This window comes from Empedobacter sp. 225-1, assembly GCF_030328185.1.
Lineage (GTDB): Bacteria > Bacteroidota > Bacteroidia > Flavobacteriales > Weeksellaceae > Empedobacter > Empedobacter stercoris.
Map to the genome: position 1 here is coordinate 14,289 of NZ_JACALO010000017.1, position 17,845 is coordinate 32,133.

At 30.6% G+C, this 17,845-nt stretch carries 13 protein-coding genes; 7 read left to right on the plus strand and 6 right to left on the minus strand.

All coding sequences use genetic code 11. The annotated features are described in order from the left end of the window. Positions 1–61: 61 nt before the first annotated feature. Together HX088_RS06675 and HX088_RS06680 are read left to right on the plus strand one after the other, a co-directional pair. Positions 62–1,408, plus strand: coding sequence for a sensor histidine kinase (locus HX088_RS06675; protein WP_286483731.1), 1,347 nt, complete (start codon positions 62–64; stop codon positions 1,406–1,408). Further along, entirely contained in the window at positions 1,398–2,078 is a 681-nt protein-coding gene (locus HX088_RS06680; RefSeq protein ID WP_260542108.1) for a response regulator transcription factor, read from the plus strand. The genes HX088_RS06675 and HX088_RS06680 overlap by 11 nt, the downstream gene beginning before the upstream one ends. An 83-nt stretch (positions 2,079–2,161) precedes the next feature. Here HX088_RS06680 and gdhA read toward each other — a convergent pair whose 3' ends face one another. After that, positions 2,162–3,511, minus strand: coding sequence for an NADP-specific glutamate dehydrogenase (gene gdhA / locus HX088_RS06685; protein WP_260542110.1), 1,350 nt, complete (start codon positions 3,509–3,511; stop codon positions 2,162–2,164). Positions 3,512–3,712: 201 nt separating this feature from the next. Further along, positions 3,713–4,303 carry a DUF937 domain-containing protein gene (locus HX088_RS06690; protein WP_286483732.1) on the minus strand — a complete coding sequence of 197 codons (591 nt, stop codon included), beginning with the start codon at positions 4,301–4,303 and terminating at the stop codon, positions 3,713–3,715. Between the two features lie 104 nt (positions 4,304–4,407). On the opposite strand from HX088_RS06690, the gene HX088_RS06695 reads away from it, so the two are divergent. Continuing rightward, entirely contained in the window at positions 4,408–5,442 is a 1,035-nt protein-coding gene (locus HX088_RS06695) for a GyrI-like domain-containing protein (RefSeq protein WP_286483733.1), read from the plus strand. Between the two features lie 88 nt (positions 5,443–5,530). Next, entirely contained in the window at positions 5,531–8,356 is a 2,826-nt protein-coding gene (gene uvrA, locus HX088_RS06700) for an excinuclease ABC subunit UvrA (RefSeq protein ID WP_286483734.1), read from the plus strand. Between the two features lie 72 nt (positions 8,357–8,428). Here the strand turns inward: uvrA and HX088_RS06705 are convergent, their stop codons facing one another. Then, positions 8,429–9,736, minus strand: coding sequence for a DUF2268 domain-containing putative Zn-dependent protease (locus tag HX088_RS06705; RefSeq protein ID WP_286483735.1), 1,308 nt, complete (start codon positions 9,734–9,736; stop codon positions 8,429–8,431). A gap of 113 nt (positions 9,737–9,849) precedes the next feature. Between HX088_RS06705 and HX088_RS06710 the strand changes: the two genes are divergently transcribed. The 3 genes from HX088_RS06710 (at position 9,850) to HX088_RS06720 (ending at position 12,676) form a co-directional block, all read left to right on the plus strand. Continuing rightward, entirely contained in the window at positions 9,850–11,121 is a 1,272-nt protein-coding gene (locus HX088_RS06710; protein WP_286483736.1) for a DUF2851 family protein, read from the plus strand. Continuing rightward, on the plus strand, positions 11,122–11,343 hold the full coding sequence (locus tag HX088_RS06715) for a PspC family transcriptional regulator (RefSeq protein ID WP_171621958.1): 222 nt from the start codon (positions 11,122–11,124) through the stop codon (positions 11,341–11,343). It abuts the gene before it with no gap. A 145-nt stretch (positions 11,344–11,488) separates the two neighbouring features. Next, a complete protein-coding gene (locus HX088_RS06720) occupies positions 11,489–12,676 on the plus strand; it encodes a helix-hairpin-helix domain-containing protein (RefSeq protein WP_286483737.1) in 1,188 nt (395 codons plus the stop codon). An 88-nt stretch (positions 12,677–12,764) separates the two neighbouring features. On the opposite strand, the gene HX088_RS06725 is transcribed toward HX088_RS06720, so the two are convergent. The 3 genes from HX088_RS06725 to HX088_RS06735 form a co-directional block, all read right to left on the minus strand. Next, on the minus strand, positions 12,765–15,677 hold the full coding sequence (locus tag HX088_RS06725; RefSeq protein WP_286483738.1) for a M16 family metallopeptidase: 2,913 nt from the start codon (positions 15,675–15,677) through the stop codon (positions 12,765–12,767). 78 nt (positions 15,678–15,755) lie between these two features. Further along, entirely contained in the window at positions 15,756–16,136 is a 381-nt protein-coding gene (gene crcB, locus HX088_RS06730) for a fluoride efflux transporter CrcB (protein ID WP_284583267.1), read from the minus strand. 70 nt (positions 16,137–16,206) lie between these two features. Continuing rightward, complete coding sequence (locus tag HX088_RS06735) at positions 16,207–17,775, minus strand: NAD(P)/FAD-dependent oxidoreductase (protein WP_286483739.1); 1,569 nt, start codon at positions 17,773–17,775, stop codon at positions 16,207–16,209. Between the last annotated feature and the right edge of the window lie 70 nt (positions 17,776–17,845).

The window sequence follows — 17,845 nt, forward strand, 5'->3', positions numbered from 1 at the left end:
TTTTAAACGTCGTTTTTTTCGGTTAATGAACGGTTAACGATGCGTTAATGTGAGTTTTGTGATGAAAAACAATGTATTTTTGAGTATGAATCTTTCTAAAAAATATTATTCAATTTTATTTGCGTTTGTATTGTTGATTTTAGTCGCTTTGCAAGTTTATTACATTTACAATTCGTATCGGTTAGTGGAAAAAGATATGAATAAAGAAGCTGCTGAAATTGCATTGAAAGTAATGAATGAAATGAACGAATTTCAGAAAGCAATAGATGAAGATAATTTGATCAATAGTTTTAAAAAATTATCGCACGAAAAAGGAAAACAGTTTGATGAACTGAATGTTATTCGTTTGAACATAGATAATAATCATCAACTATTTACATCAAAAGTAGATTCGTTAATTGATTTTTATTCCAAAGAAAGAAATTATCAAATTGCGTTAAAAATGGAAATTTATTCTGTTTATGATGAAATCAATCATGTAGAATTATTACCCCAAAAACCGTTGGTTATGTATCGTTCATCGACCAAAATAATTCATCCAAAATCGATTAATCAAAGTGTTTGGAGTTCTGATGATATAAGTAATCAAACAGATTCAGATTTAGGAATTGATAAAAGTGAGCGACATAAATACAAAATAAAATCACAAACTAACTATGAATTATTGAATTTGAATTTTTTAGTGCTCAAAAAAATAATTCCTTTGATTGTGGTGAGTTTACTAATTATTACATTAATCATTTTTTTATATTGGAAATCGATTCAAAATTTATCGAAACAAGAAGAAAAAATCAATCAATTGCATTTAACCATCGACTCAATTGCGCATGAATTGAACACACCGATTACGACCATGAAATTTGCTTTACATCAAGTTCAACATAACGAAATCAAAGAAATGATAAATCGTCAAATTAATCGTTTGGAGAATACAGTTGATTCAATTTTTGTAAAAAATGATGAAAATAATGAATTGTTAGATGAAGTGATTTTAAATGAGATTATTCAGAAAATACAATTGCAATTTCCAGCAATTAATATCACGCATCAAATTATTTTTGAAAAAAATGGAAGATTGCTAACGAAAGATTTTCAACAAATTTTCCAGAATTTAATCGAAAATTCTATCAAATATGGTGCTTCTGAAATTTTATTAGATTTTAAATTTCAAAAAGAAATAACATTGAATTTTTCAGATAATAGAATAGGAATTCCTATAAATGATTTGCCTTTTATTTTTGATAAATATTATCGAGTCGATCGCTCAATCAATCAAAATGTTAGTGGTTTGGGAATTGGATTATATCTCGTTAAAACGATTATTGAACGCTATTTAGGAACAATCAACGTTGAGAATAATAAAGAAAAAGGTGTTCAATTTTTAATCGTTTTGCCGAATGAAAACTAAAATAATTTTAGTAGAAGATGATCAAGATTTGGGAACTGTTCTCAAACAATATCTTGAATTTTCTGATTTTGAAGTAATATGGTTCAATCATCCACAAAAATTATTGAATGATTTGTCGATTGTATCTTCAGCTCAATTGATTATTTTGGATGTAATGTTACCTGAAATTGATGGTTTTTCTTTGGCAAAAGAGTTGGTTAAAACGATTTCGATTCCTTATTTGTTTTTAACAGCAAAAGCACAAAGCTTTGATCGAGTTTTAGGTTTAAAATTGGGTGCTGATGATTACATTACAAAACCTTGTGATCCTGAAGAATTGGTCTTAAGAATCAAAAATATTTTGAGAAGAAATTATCCTATTTCAGAAGAAATATTTCTAATTGGAACCTATGTTTTTAATCGAAATCAATTGACTTTATCTTTTAAAGATGAGTTTTTTCAACTCACAGAAAAAGAAACCGAATTGTTGTTTTATTTTATTCGAAATAATCAAAAATTGGTCACACGAAAAGAAATTTTAGAAACCATTTGGGGCGAAAATGATTACTTTATGGGACGAAGTTTGGATGTTTTTATGACACGTTTGCGCAAATATTTTCAGAACGATGAAACAATAAAATTCGAATCTGTTCGTGGAATTGGATTTAAGATCGAGTTACCTCTAAAATAAAAGCCTCTATTTAAGAGGCTTTCATAACAAACAATTGAATTTAAACTTAGTTCGAAAACTAAATATATAAATGGATTTTTAATTTATATTCCTTGCGCAATCATCGCGTCAGCAACTTTTACAAAACCTGCAATATTGGCTCCTTTGTAATAATTTATAGTACGTTGATGAGGTTCTTCTCCATACTTTTTACATTGTTGATGAATTTTTATCATAATCTCTTTTAGTCGATAATTTACTTTTTCTCTGTTCCAATTTTGACGAATCGAATTTTGAGACATTTCTAATCCAGATGTTGCGACACCACCTGCGTTTGCGGCTTTTCCAGGACCGTACAAAATATGATGATTTAAAAAATAATGAACCGCATCTGGAGTTGTTGGCATATTCGCACCTTCTGCTACTAACGTGCATCCGTTGAGATGCAACGTTTGCGCATCTTGTAAATCTAATTCATTTTCTGTTGCACACGGTAAAGCTATATCACAAGGGGTTTTCCAAGGTGTTTGATTAGGATAAAAATTGGCTTTAGGATAATAATCAATATAAGTAGAAATACGTGCGTAATCTTCATTTTTAATTTTGAAAATGATGTTTAATTTTTCTTGATCAAAACCATCTTCATCATAAATATACCCAGAAGAATCTGAAAGTGTTACTACTTTTGCACCCATTTCGATTGATTTTTCTGCTGCATATTGTGCAACATTTCCTGCTCCTGAAATCGTAATAATTTTCCCCTCTAAATTCTCCCCTTTTTCTGCCAACATACATTCTACAAAATAAAGTAATCCATATCCAGTGGCTTCGGGACGGATTAAAGAACCTCCAAAGTCTAATCCTTTACCTGTTAAAACACCTGTAAACTCGTTTCGAATTCGTTTATACTGTCCAAACATATAACCAATTTCTCTCGCTCCAACACCGATATCTCCAGCAGGAACATCTACATCAGCACCAATATGACGCGATAATTCTGTCATAAATGCTTGACAAAAACGCATGATTTCCATATCGGATTTTCCCTTTGGATCAAAATCTGAACCTCCTTTTCCGCCTCCCATAGGTAATGTTGTTAAACTATTTTTGAAAACTTGTTCAAAGGCTAAAAATTTTAAAATTGATAAATTAACCGAAGGATGAAAACGCAAACCGCCTTTGTATGGGCCAATAGCAGAATTCATTTGTACACGATAACCTTTATTGATTTGTATTTCTCCTTTGTCATCTACCCAAGTTACTCGAAATTGAATAACGCGTTCTGGTTCTGCAATTCGTTCCAGTATTTTAAATTTTTTATACTTTGGATGAGCATCAATAAAAGGTAATAAAGTTTCAGATACTTCTTCTACAGCTTGCAGAAATTCTTTTTCATTCGGATTTTTTGATTGGATTGATTGAATAAAATCGTCTGTGTAAAATAAAGTATCCATGATTTTTTGTGCTTAATTTTTTATAAAAATACAAGGAAGGTGTGTTTTTTTAATTCTTTAAATAATAAAAAGTTTCATATATTATTAAATCAGTAATTTAGTTAGGTTAGATTGTTTAATTTGATAATTTTAGAAACAAAAAAAGCAGGAAATTTTCCTGCTTGATAAATTTTATATTTTTATTCAATTTAAGACATCGAATTATTTTTTGAAGAATCCGCCTAAAAATCCCATCGCATCTCCAAGTCCTAATTGTCCATCTCCATCTTGATCTAATAACTTTTCAAAACCTCCTAAGTTTACACCTCCTTGATTTGATTGTGTGGAAGTTCCTCCAACTAAACCGCCTAATAATCCAGCAATTCCGTTAGAATCTAAACCTTCTGATTGCTTTTGTTTTCCTAAATATCCCATTACAATTGGTGCTACCAAAGCTAATATTTGTGTTACTTGTCCTAAACTTATACCAGATTGTTGAGAAATTGCAGACGCTACATTTTGTTGTTTATTACCTAAAACATGATTCAAAATTCCCAAACCATCTTGTTGATTTCCTCCTTGTCCTAAAAATCCAGAAAGATTATCTAAAATACTACCATCGTGTTGCTTTAACGCATTCGAAATTCCTTCTGCGCCACCAGTTTGTGCATTTTTATTTAAAGCTGATAATAAAAAAGGTACAGCCGCAGCAACAGCACTTTGTGCTTGAGATTCATTAATACCTAATTGTTTCGCAGCAGATCCAACAACTTGTTGACCAATAGCTCCTTGAATTAAATTTGTAAAGTCCATAAGTTTAAATTTATTTAATCAAATATAGTATTTTTAAAACATTAATTTAGATTAATATTATGAGTGCGGTAAAGTATTTCTATTTTTGTACTTTAATTTTATAAATGAAACAAATAAATCTTCTTTTAGTAATTCTTATTGCGATTATAGCTTTGTTGCCAATCGTATTGCCAGATCGGTTTGATGAAGAAATCGAGTATGAGTTTGATGCGCCTGTGGGATTGGTTTATGATGAATTTTATAATCTTCGACAGTTTTCTAAATGGGAAAAATTTACGGCAGCTGATTCATTGACTATCAAAAAGTTTACGAATACACAAGATGATGATGAAATTTCGGTTACGTGGGATTCTGATGATGCAGCAATTGCTTCGGGAAAAATAACGATTGATAATTTTGCAGTGAATCGTTTCGTGAATTACACAATAAAATATGATGGTTGGGAAAAATTAGATAGTTTGAATGTGAAATTTGATCAAAATGAAAGTGGTAAAACAATCGCTAAATTAAATTATTTGAGCCAAGAGATTCCCTATTTTTACCGTTATTTCGCGTATTTCAAAAATCCAGAATCCAAGTTTCAAGAATCATTAGATAATTTAAACGAACAAGTTAAAATACGTTTATATAAAGATAAAAAAGAAGGAAGACTAAATTATGGTGAATTCCGTATCACAGCATTAGGAAGAACGAATTTATTAGCGATTAAAAAACAAGCTAAACTTTCTGATAAAGTAATTATGGAAAAAGTAGATGAATCTTTCGAAACCATTTATAAAGCTTTAATCAACAAGGAAGAAGGTGGGTACGATTTCGATTTAGGTTTTCCTTATATCTATTTTACTGATTTTAATAAAGAAAAAGATCAGGTTACTTTTTTCTCAGGAATTCAATTAATAGAGGACTTACCTTTGCAAAAAGGAATGCAAAAAGTAGTTGTGCCTGAAGGTAATTATTTATTAACCTTGCATATAGGACCACGTTCTAAACGTAGTCAAACAATTACGAAAATGAAAAATTACGCACAATCGAAAAAAATAGAATTAGGAAAACGACAATTAGAAGTGATGTTGAATGATCCAAAAGAAACAGATAGCTTAAAACTTGTTTCACGTATTTATATTCCGATTGTAAAATAATAAATTAGAAAGAATTAACAATTTTTAAAATAGACTAAGCCACAGAAATGTGGCTTTTTTTGTACTTTTGCAAATCTTACAAATAAACATGGACAAAGATTTTATTGAAGTTTACGGAGCTCGTGAACATAATCTAAAAAATATTGATGTTAAGATTCCTCGCAACGAGCTTGTGGTGATCACAGGATTAAGTGGAAGTGGGAAATCTTCGCTTGCTTTTGATACGATTTATGCAGAAGGTCAACGTCGTTATATTGAAACATTTTCGGCTTATGCACGTCAATTTTTAGGAGGATTGGAACGTCCAGATGTTGATAAAATTGATGGATTGTCTCCTGTTATTGCAATTGAGCAAAAAACAACCAATAAGAATCCGCGTTCTACAGTAGGAACAATTACAGAAATTTATGATTTTCTTCGTTTATTATATGCAAGAGCGTCCACAGCTTATTCTGTTGAAACGAATGAAAAAATGGTGGCATACACAGATGATCAAATTATAGAATTGATTCGTGAACAATATGAAGGTAAAAAAATAGCTATTCTTGCGCCAATTGTTCGTTCTCGTAAAGGTCATTACCGCGAAGTTTTTGTGACGTATTCTAAGAAAGGTTTTCTTGAAATGCGCATTGATGGCGAGTTAAAAGATATTGCACCTGGAATGATGTTAGATCGTTACAAAACGCATGATATCGAATTGTTGGTTGATAAAATGATTTTGAATGATAAAATCAACGATCAGCGATTACGTTCAAGTATTGATCATGCAATGCATCAAGGAAGCGGAATTACAATGGTTTTGGATTACGAAACAAACGAATCTCGTTTCTTTTCTCGCTCATTAATGTGTGCGACAACAGGTGTTTCGTATGCATTACCAGAACCAAATACGTTTTCGTTCAATTCGCCGAAAGGAGCATGTCCAACTTGTACTGGTTTAGGTGAGTTGAAAGTTGTCAATCATGAAAAAATATTTCAAGATAAAGACAAATCATTGTTTGATAATTTAGAAGAATTATTTGAAGCATTGAAAACTTCTACTCGAATAGAAAAGCAAATCGAAGCAATTTTTGTAAAATATAATGTCGATCAAAAAACAGCTTTCAAAAAATTACCGAAAGAATTAATTGACGATGTGATGAATGGTTTGAAAGAAACCTTAAACGTCGATTTGAAATTTGCTTCAGTCAAAAAAACATATAAAATAGATTTTGAGGGATTAAATGAATTTCTTACCGAAATCATGGAGGATAAGAATAATCCTTCTTCAAATTCGATCAGCAAAAAGTTTGGGAAAAAAGTAATTTGTCCTACTTGCGAAGGAAAGCGTCTTAAAAAAGAATCTCTTTTCTTTCGTATTGATGATAAAAATATTGGTGATGTTGCCGAAATGGATCTTAAATCTTTACAAAAATGGATTGAAGAAGTACCTGTTTCGATGACAGCAAATCAACAGCAAATTGCGCACGAAATTTTGAAAGAAATTTATACACGTTTGTCATTTTTATTAGATGTCGGATTGGATTATTTGAGTTTGAATCGTTCTTCAAAAACCCTTTCAGGGGGAGAAGCACAACGAATTCGTTTAGCAACTCAAATCGGATCTCAGTTAGTCAATGTCTTGTATATTTTAGATGAACCGAGTATTGGTTTACATCAGCGTGACAATGTGCGTTTGATTGATTCGTTAAAAAAATTGCGTGATATCGGAAATTCTGTTTTGGTCGTAGAACACGATAAAGACATGATTTTAGAAGCTGATTATGTGGTTGATGTTGGTCCAAAAGCTGGAAAAAATGGAGGTCAAATTGTTTGGGAAGGTGAGCCAGAACAAATGTTAAAATCAAATACATTAACCTCAAAATATCTGAATAATCAGTTACAAATAGAAGTTCCAAAAGAACGACGAAAAGGTAACGGAAACGAGCTGAAACTTTTTGGTGCTTCAGGAAATAATCTTAAAAATGTAAATCTTACCATTCCGTTAGGAGAATTGGTTGTGGTTTCGGGTGTGTCGGGAAGTGGAAAATCTACGTTGATAAATGAAACACTTTACCGAATTTTAAATCAACACTTTTTCCGTGCAGAAAAAGATCCGATGCCTTATAAAAAAATCGAAGGTTTAGAACATTTAGATAAAGTAATCGAAGTGGATCAATCGCCAATTGGTCGTACACCTCGTTCTAATCCTGCAACATATACAGGAATTTTTTCTGATATTCGTTCGTTATTTACAAATTTACCCGAAGCTAAAATTAGAGGTTATAAACCTGGACGTTTTTCATTTAATGTAAAAGGAGGTCGTTGCGAAACTTGTCAGGGAGCAGGTTTGCGTGTGATAGAAATGAATTTTTTACCTGATATTCATGTCGAGTGTGAAACATGTAATGGTAAACGTTTTAATAGAGAAACCTTAGAGATACGTTACAAAGGAAAATCGATTTCGGATGTGTTGGAGATGACTGTAAATGAAGCCGTAGAATTCTTTGAAGCTATTCCGAAAATTTATCGTTATGTCAAAATGTTGCAAGATGTAGGGTTAGGTTATATTACACTTGGACAACAATCGACAACCTTGAGTGGAGGAGAAGCACAACGTGTAAAATTGGCGACAGAATTAGCAAAAAAACAAACCGGAAAAACAATTTATATTTTAGATGAACCAACAACAGGTTTACATTTTGAAGATGTAAATGTGTTGATGAAAGTAATCAATAAAATTGTAGAATTCGGAAATACGGTTATCATTATCGAGCATAATTTGGATGTAATAAAACTTGCCGACTATGTGATTGATATTGGTCCAGATGGTGGAGGAAAAGGTGGTAAAATTGTCGCCGAAGGAACACCTGAAGAAATTGCGAAGAATCCGAAAAGCGTAACAGGAAAATTCTTGAAAAACGAATTGAAATAATAAAAATATAATTTACAATAAAAAATCCTTGTCAAAGCTTTAAATCTTGACAAGGATTTTACTTATTCAAACCTAATTAGAAGTTTCAAATTCTATCAGATAGTTTTTTAGAGGATAATTATTCATATTTCTAAAATTACTCGAAATTAGGATTTGATATTTTTTATTAGGTTCTAACTCTACTTGAATTGTCCAACTTTTGTTATCATTTGACCAATATCTTTTCTTGAAATCACTTTTAGAAAATGCGACTTCGCCTAATTCACCATAATCTACTCCAGTATTAAATCCATTTAAAGGTTCAGAAAAATTGATTGTGATTTCTTTTGTTTTGGGATCAACATTTTTACTGTAATTGTTAAACTGTTTTATTCCAAGAACAGTAGGTCTTTTGCTTTCAAAATCTTTTTGAAGTTCTTCTAAAGATTTAGAAAAATAATTTGATTTAGTGACATAATCTTCAATAACAGTATTGTTTGCATAATCTAATTCGATTAATTCTTTTATTGCATATTTTTTATTTTCAGCTTGATTGTAATAATTTTCAGCTATCTGATAACCTATATAATATCCCAAATCTCTCACGCCAAACTCGTTTGGAGAATCTCCCCAAAGCCATTTATATAAGTTATTCATATAAAACATTTCCTGTTCGAATCGCGCTCTTACTTTTTCATTATTATTTTTACCATAGGCAATAGCGGGAGCTGCGGACGGTACATTCATTGCTTTTGTAGAAACAAATTCTGCAATACCTTCGTAAATAACATAAGAAAGAAGATTGTCTACAAATGGCTTTTGTTGTGTATGAACATATTCATGTACATTTATTAATACCAAATCATTAATAGGCTCGCTATCAAAATATAAACGTCTTGCGTTGCGTAGGTTTTTAGGAAATTCGTCTGTAACTGTATTTTTATCCGTCATGGCTAACTCGCTTCCAATCAAAACACTTTTATCTTTTATTGTCCCATTTGTACGTAATGCTCCAATTGTAAAGTAAATATTAGCGGGTTTCAATTCAGGATAAATCAATCGAAGTTTTTTAATTCCTTTATTCAAATCTTTTGATATATTTTTAGATTTTAATGTGTTTTTTCGAACCGAATTCCAGAATTTAGGATAAGAATTAATTGCATTGATATAATCTTTTTCGGTATAATTTCTTGTTTCTCTAATTAATTTTAAACCTTCCGTACCTTTTGATAAATACTCATCATTCAAATATTTATATTGCAATACAGAATCTTTAGTTTGAGCTATTTTATCATATGCTATCCAAAAATTATCGACATCTGATGTGAAAACTTTTTGAGCATTTACAGAAAAGGAAAAGAAGAAATAAGCTGTAACAGATGAAAGTATAAAGTTTTTCATAAATAGTAATAAAAGTAATAAGTTACTAAGATAATTTATTTTCATTTGTAAACATTTAATTTTTAAATGTTTATTATAATTAGATTTTGTAAAAAACTGTTTATCTTTTTCCTATGAAAGAGGTTTTTCTACATTATATTTGGAATTCGAAGCAATTTTTATATCAAAATTTGCAAACTTTTCATGGTGATTTTATTGAAATTATCAAGGTTGGAAAACTGAATCATCATGCAGGACCAGATTTTTTGGAAGCAGAAATTATTATTGGTGATAAAGTATGGATTGGTAGTATAGAAATGCATGTAAACTCGTCGGATTGGCTGACGCACCAACATTCAGATGATTTAGCGTACCAAAATGTGATTTTACATGTGGTTTGGAACCATGATTGTGAAGTGGATATTTTACGTCAACGAAATGTACAAACCTTGATTTTACAAGATTTTGTAAAACCTGAAATTGTTTTTAATTATCAAAATATTATTCATTCTAAATTGGATAAAATTTATTGCGAAGAATTTTTAAGTACACTTGATTTTAAACAATTTGATTTTTGGTTTGAACGAATTTTAATCGAACGATTCGAAGAGAAAACAACACATATTTTACACATTTTAGAACAAAATAATTCGAATTGGGAAGAAACATTGTTCAAAAGTTTAGCTAAAAATTTTGGTTTAAAAGTGAATGTAGAAACGTTTGAATTGTGGTCAAATTCTTTTCCATTTAACGTGTTGCAAAAGATACAATTTGATGCGTTAAAAGTAGAGGCTTTATTTTTTGGACAAGCAGGTTTTTTGGAAGAAGATTATGAAAATGCATATTTTAATCAATTAAAAAAAGAATATAATTTTCTGAAAAATAAATATCAAATCCAAGCAATTGAAAATAGTTTATTTCGTTTTTCTAAAATGCGACCAATAGGTTTTCCTACTATTCGATTGGCGCAATTGGCCGCAATTTATACGCAATATTTAAGTTTATTTTCAGTAATTATTCAACCTAAAAATTTAAAAGAATTTTATAAAATTTTTGACAAACAAGAATTGAATTCTTTTTGGAACACACATTATACATTTAAAAACGAATCTAAATTTCAACTCAAAAATCTTTCAAAAGACAAAATAAATAATTTGTTGATTAATACAATTATCCCAATACGATATGCATTCGAGCGACAAAAAGATGAAGTTGAAATTGATTTTTACCTTGATTTGTTAAATGAAATGGATCCCGAAAATAATTCGATTTTGAATGAATTTGAACGCATTGGCTTCGAAAATAAAACCGCGAAAGATTCACAACAATTAATTCAACTCAAAAAAAGATATTGCTCCGAGAAAAAATGTTTAAATTGCGCTATCGGACAACAAATTTTACGTTAAATGAAAGATCAAATAAGAAATTTTGCAGAAAGAGAATGGTTTAATGTTATTTCGAGATTTGCAGATAAAATAGGTGTTCGTGTTGCTAAATTACGATTTATTTTTATCTATTTAGCTTTCGCGACTTTTGGTTTAGCGTTTGTTGGCTATTTTATGATGTTGTTCTTTTTTTGGGTAAAAGATTGTTTTATTATCAAACGAAAATCAGTCTTTGATTTGTAATTTGTTATTTACAAATATTTAAAACCTATAATTTATTTTCTTCTTCTTAACTTGCTAAATATTTGAATGTTATATCATTTTTAATGATAATGTAAGGGTGTGATATATAATTTTTTTCATCTCTTTTCTGACTAAAATGAAATATTTGAAAAAGTCTACTTTTTATTTAAATAAATCACAGCGATTTGGGTTGTATTTGTTATTTGTATTGATTTTATTGTTTGAAATTTTTCAGCATATTTCAGTCCAAAAAGAAACTTATGAATTAACAGAAGCGGATAAAGTATTGTTGGCTAAATATCAAATATCTTCTAAGAATTATGCTTTTAATACAACTTCTGTAAATAAATTAAAAGATTCGCTAAAACCTTTTAATCCAAATGATTTGTCTTTGGAAGGTTGGATGAGCCTTGGGTTTTCTGAACGTCAAGCTGAGGTTATTATTAAATACAAAGGAATAGTTGGGGGTGAATTTACCTCAAAAGAGCAAATCAAAAAGTGTTATGTGATTGATGAAGAAAAGTACAGGGAACTATCTCCGTTTATTCTTTTACCTACACAATCTAAATCAAATTTTATTGATTATACATTTTCAAAAACTAAAGTTGTTTATAAGAATTTTAACCCGAATGATTTGCCTCAACAAGGTTGGGAAAAGCTTGGTTTTTCTCCAAAACAGGCTGAAACAATTATGAAATACAAACAAATTATTGGTGGAAAATTTACTTCAAAAGAACAAATTAGAAAATGTTTTGTGATTGATGATGAGAAATATGCAGAAATGAACGCTTATATTTTATTGCCTGAAAAATCAAAAGAAGACGAAAAATTATCAAGTAAACAAATTGGAAAAAATATTCAGTATATTAAATTTAATCCAAATAATTATTCGGAAAAAGATTGGCAAAAGTTAGGATTTTCGTCAAAACAAGCAATTTCTATTTTGAAATATAAAACCATTTTGGGTGGTCAGTTTAAAACCAAAGAGCAAATAAAAAAATGCTATATAATTTCGGATGAAAAATATCAAGAAATGGAGCCTTATATTGATTTACCAAATAATGTTGAATATAAAGCTGAATTACCAAAAGTAGAATCTAAAATTGTAGAAAATAAAGTTGAAAAAATTGAGTTAACAGAAAAGTTTAATCCGAATAATTTGAATCATGAAGATTGGATAAAACTGGGCTTTACGGAACAACAAGTCAACACAATTTTAAAATTTAAACGTTCGTTAGGAGGTAAGTTTAAGGATGCAAAAACATTGAAAAAATGTTATGCGATTAGTGAAGAAAAGTTTAATGAGATTGAACCTTATTTAATTTTCGATTAGATATTCATTAAGAGTAAGTTGTTAATTAAAATAAACGCGTTGTAGGATTTCCTAAACGCGTTTATTGATTTTATAATTGAATACAAGATTAATAGTTAAACAATTCTTCTAATGTTAATTCTTTAACATCACCTAATTTTTGAACAGCATTCCAATCTAAGTTGTCTTTTTTACCGATTAAACCTACATTGAATTTCTGACCTTTGATGTGTTTTTGGAAAAATTGATCCAATTGATCTAATGTTAATTTAGATGTTTGCTCGTAAATATCTTTGTTGATATCATAGTTAAGACCTCTATCTTGTAAAGACAGCCAATAAAAGAATACATTTGCTTTTGTGTAGCGACTTGTAGCGATTTGCTTTAGCGCTGCTTGCTTCGAATTATTGAATTGATTTTCTGCCTTTGGCATATTATTCATTAACTCTTTCATAGCATCAACAGCTTGTGGTAATTTGTTTGCTTGTGTACCAATTACTGCTCTCACATAGTTGTAATTATCTTTTTTGTTCGCATTGATGTAAAAAGATCCAGCTGAATAAGCCAAAGATTTAGATTCGCGAATTTCTTGGAAAACAATAGACGATAAACCTCCACCAAAATATTCATTGAAAATTCCGGTTGATGTTAATAACGTTGGATCGTATTTAGAGTCGCGTGCAAAGAAATTAATTTCCGACTGTACCATATCGTAAGGTGCAAAATATACTTTACCATCGGTCGCTGGTTGAGGATATACTTTTTTCTTTGGATAATCTAAATTCTTCCCGAAATTATGATTTTGTTCAATCGCTTTTTTCGTTTCAGCTTCATTATTTCCGTAGTAGAAAATTTGATGCTTGTAATTAAAGAAATCTTTAATGATTTGTGTTAATTCTTTCGGATCAATTGCTTTCAAATCTGCTTCAGAAATAATATCTCGCGAACGATTGTCTGGTCCATATTGAGCATACGTATTCAACATAGAAGAAATCACATTTTTATTCTTTTTAGAATTTTCTCTTGATTTCAATATTTTATTTACATACTCTTGGTACGATTCATTAGTAGCAACAGCATCACTTAAAAGATGTTCGAATAATTTGATACCACTTGTTAAATTCTTTTGTAAACCTGTGATATAAACAGAAGTTCTCTCAGTTCCTGTATTCACACCATAATCAATTCCAATTTTGTAAAACTCTTTTTTTAAGTTTTCTGGTGAATATTTAGAAGTTCCTAAGTAGTTTAAATAATTAATCGCTAAACCAAGTTTTTTGTTATTATCAGCTCCCATATCAGCGATGTAGTAAACAGAACTGATATCATTTGTTTTATTTTGGATTGAAGTGAACTTTGTATTGTTGATTTTTCCTTCGTTCAATTCTTTTTTGAAATCAACAAAAACTGGTTTAATCTCACTCGATTTGATGTTCATAAAGTCTTTGTACCAAGTAGATTCAGCATCACGATTTAATTGAATTGGTGTAATACCAGGATTCGATACACGAACTAAGTTTTTGTTTTCACCTTGACGTTTGTAAACAATTACATAATTATCAGTGTAATTTTTCTTCGCAAAATCCATTAATTCTTGCTTAGTAACACGATTCATTTCATCGTATTGATCCACAACTTTCGCCCAAGGAATGTCATTAATGTACGATTTGTATAAACTTGCAGCTAACGAACGTGAGTTTTCCCAACTTTTCATACGCGACTTTCTCAAATCATTCGTTACAGCCTCAATCATCCAATCATCGAATTCCCCTTTTTTAATTTTCTCGATTTGAGTGATTAATAAATCACGAACTTCTTCTAAATTTTGACCTTGTTTTGGTGATCCAGAAAAAGAATGCATTCCGTAATCTCTAAAGAAAGATGAAGAACTACTTGCACCTAATGTTTTTTGTTGTTGATTGATATTTAAATCGATTAATCCTGCAGTAGAATTACTCAAAATGTAATCAATTAGCGTAACATATTTAGTATCAGAACTATTTGCACCATTAAAACGGTAAGCAAACTGTACACGCTCTGAAGATGGACTGAACACTTCACTTGTTACGATTGTTTTGATTGGCTCTTCTTTTGCTACATATTGTGTAGGAGCTGGTTTTGTAGCATAATTTCCGAAATATTTATCAATCATCGGAACAGCTGTATCAAAATCAAAATCTCCAATTAATAGAACTGCCATATTACTCGCAACATAATATTTATCAAAATAATTATGAATTGCCACCATTGAAGGATTCTTTAAATGCTCTGAAGTTCCAATTGTTGTTTGTGTTCCGTAATGCGATTTTGGGAACAATGTTTCCATCATTTTATAGAAAACTAAACGTCCATCATTATCTTGCGAACGATTAAATTCTTCATAAACAGCTTCTAATTCTGTATGAAATAAACGTAAAACTAATTCGTTAAAACGTTCTGATTCTACTTTTAACCATTTTTCTAATTCGTTGTTCGGAATATTATTATGGTAAATTGTTTCCTCTAAAGAAGTGTGTGCATTTGTGCCTGAAGCTCCAAGCGATGAAATTAATTTATCGTACTCATTTGCAACAGCATATTTAGAAGCTTCTTGCGAAACTTGATCGATTTTTTTATAAAGCTCGATTTTCTTAGCCGGATCTTTTTCTGCTTTATGCTGCTCATATAAATCAGAAATTTGTTGGATCAAAGGTTGTTCTGCAGCCCAGTTTTGAGTTCCAATTTTCGAAGTTCCTTTAAAAACCATGTGTTCTAAATAATGAGCCAAACCAGTGTTGTCTTCTGGATCGTTGTTAGAACCGGTTTTTACAGCAATATGTGTTTGAATTCTTGGTTCGTCTTTTATTTGAGCTAAATAAATTTTTAAACCATTTTTTAAGGTATAGATTCTTGTATTAGAAGGATCATTTTCTACCATTTCGTAAGTATATCCTTTGTTGTCTGTTTTTTTCACAGTCTTTAATTGTGCATAAGTTAAAACGGAAGTAAACATAATTCCGCAAAATAGAAAAGATTTCCTCATGTGATAATTTTAGATTTCTTAAAAATAAGATTTTTTTATTATCTACCATAAAGAAAAATATAATATGTTGATAATGATTTATTTTATAAGCCTAAATCCAATTAGTGTAAAAATAATTCCAATGACAACACTTGATAAAATGTAAACAAGGGATGTCATTACATTTTGTTGTTGAATTAAGTTGAAATTTTCATATGAAAAACTTGAAAAAGTAGTAAATCCTCCACAAAAACCGGTGATGAATAAAAAATTGAAATACGTATTTCCTATATTATTCTTAATTGAATAAGCGTATAAAATTCCAATCAAAAAGCAACCAATACTATTTGTCAAAAATGTAGCCAACGGAAATGGTTGTGAATAATATTTTCCGATTCCGTATGAAATTAAAAATCTTGCAACACTACCAAAAGCGCCACCTAAACCAACAAATAGTATAGATTTTAAGAGATTCATCATTTCTAAAGATGCGAAGCTGAAACAAGTTCAGCTTGACATCTGTATTTTATTTTGAGTATTAAATATAAAACTATTTTTCGATAAAATTCTTCACAGCAATTGCAACTTTTGCTCCGTCCATGGCGGCAGAAATAATTCCACCCGCATAACCTGCACCTTCAGCGCAAGGAAATAATCCTGCAACCTGCGTATGTTCTAAGGTTTCTTCATTTCTCGGAATACGAACAGGTGAAGAAGTTCTGGATTCTGTTGCCACAATATTTGCATTTTCGGTATAGTAACCATTCATTTTTTTACCAAATGTTTGGAAACCTAATTGTAATGATTGATGAACTTCTTTTGGTAAAACATCGCTCAATAATCCAGATGTTAAACCTGGTAAATAAGAGCAGTCATTTAACGAATTTGATAATTTTCCTGAAACAAAATCAGTCATTCGTTGAGCAGGAGCTTTTAATTTTCCTCCACCTGCTTGCCATGCTTTTTGTTCTACCATTTGTTGAAATTTCATTCCAGCCAAAGGTCCAGTAAATCCATATTTTGCAAAATCTTTTTCATCAACTGTTACAACCATTCCCGAATTAGCAAAAAAACCATCTCGTTTAGATGGCGACCAACCATTTACGACCAATTCTCCTTCATCTGTAGAAGCAGGCGCAATAATTCCACCAGGACACATACAAAAAGAGAAAACACCACGACCGGCTTCTTGCGAAACTAATGAATAGGATGCTGGGGGAAGGAATTCGTTGCGTTGATTTTCAATTGGACAATGGTATTGAGCAGAGTCAATCAAATTTTGATGATGTTCTACACGAACGCCTAATGCAAATGGTTTAGCTTCAATTAAAACATTCTTTTCATTCAACATATTGAAAATATCACGAGCCGAATGTCCTGTTGCTAAAATAAGCGATGATGTTTTAATTTTCTTATCGTGATTAATTTCAATTCCTTTAATTTGATTATTCTCGATAAGAATATCCGTTAGTTTTGTATCAAACCAAACCTCTCCACCACATTCGATAATTGCTTCGCGCATGTTGGCGATAATTCCTGGTAATTTATTGGTTCCGATATGAGGATGAGCTTCTTGTAAAATGCGTTCTGTTGCGCCAAAATGTACAAACCATTGTAGAGATTTCAGAATATTTCCACGCTTTGTAGAACGTGTATATAATTTTCCGTCCGAATAAGTTCCAGCTCCACCTTCACCATAACAATAGTTTGATTCAGGATTTACTTTTCCTTCTTTATTCATTGCTGCTAAATCACGACGACGATCACGAACATTTTTACCACGCTCGATGATAATTGGTTTCAGACCTTGTTCTATTAATTCTAACGCAGCAAATAATCCAGCAGGACCAGCACCAGCAATATAAACTTCGTGTTTATTCTCAACATTCTGAAGATTTGGATGAAACTCGAAAGCATCCGAAAAATCTTCATTGATAAAAACATTAACTTGTAATTGAGTGATAATATTTCGACTTCGCGCATCTAATGAGCGACGAATGATTTGATAAGCATTGATATTCTCGGGTTTAGTTTTAACGGCAGATGCTAAACGTTGTTTTAAAATATTTTCATTTGCTGCTTCTGCAGGAGAAATGCGAATAGTTACATTTTGAGGCATAATTATTGACTAAAAAATAAAACACAAAATTAGTTGAAAAAGCGCTTAGTTGAATAGCTTTGTAACTGTT

What these genes read in the sequence shown, in the direction of transcription:
- HX088_RS06675 (WP_286483731.1), top strand. Translation starts at nt 62, where the DNA reads ATGAAAAACAATGTATTTTTGAGTATGAATCTTTCTAAAAAATATTAT.
- HX088_RS06680 (WP_260542108.1), top strand. Translation starts at nt 1,398, where the DNA reads ATGAAAACTAAAATAATTTTAGTAGAAGATGATCAAGATTTGGGAACT.
- gdhA (WP_260542110.1), bottom strand. Translation starts at nt 3,511, where the DNA reads ATGGATACTTTATTTTACACAGACGATTTTATTCAATCAATCCAATCA.
- HX088_RS06690 (WP_286483732.1), bottom strand. Translation starts at nt 4,303, where the DNA reads ATGGACTTTACAAATTTAATTCAAGGAGCTATTGGTCAACAAGTTGTT.
- HX088_RS06695 (WP_286483733.1), top strand. Translation starts at nt 4,408, where the DNA reads ATGAAACAAATAAATCTTCTTTTAGTAATTCTTATTGCGATTATAGCT.
- uvrA (WP_286483734.1), top strand. Translation starts at nt 5,531, where the DNA reads ATGGACAAAGATTTTATTGAAGTTTACGGAGCTCGTGAACATAATCTA.
- HX088_RS06705 (WP_286483735.1), bottom strand. Translation starts at nt 9,736, where the DNA reads ATGAAAAACTTTATACTTTCATCTGTTACAGCTTATTTCTTCTTTTCC.
- HX088_RS06710 (WP_286483736.1), top strand. Translation starts at nt 9,850, where the DNA reads ATGAAAGAGGTTTTTCTACATTATATTTGGAATTCGAAGCAATTTTTA.
- HX088_RS06715 (WP_171621958.1), top strand. Translation starts at nt 11,122, where the DNA reads ATGAAAGATCAAATAAGAAATTTTGCAGAAAGAGAATGGTTTAATGTT.
- HX088_RS06725 (WP_286483738.1), bottom strand. Translation starts at nt 15,677, where the DNA reads ATGAGGAAATCTTTTCTATTTTGCGGAATTATGTTTACTTCCGTTTTA.
- crcB (WP_284583267.1), bottom strand. Translation starts at nt 16,136, where the DNA reads ATGATGAATCTCTTAAAATCTATACTATTTGTTGGTTTAGGTGGCGCT.
- HX088_RS06735 (WP_286483739.1), bottom strand. Translation starts at nt 17,775, where the DNA reads ATGCCTCAAAATGTAACTATTCGCATTTCTCCTGCAGAAGCAGCAAAT.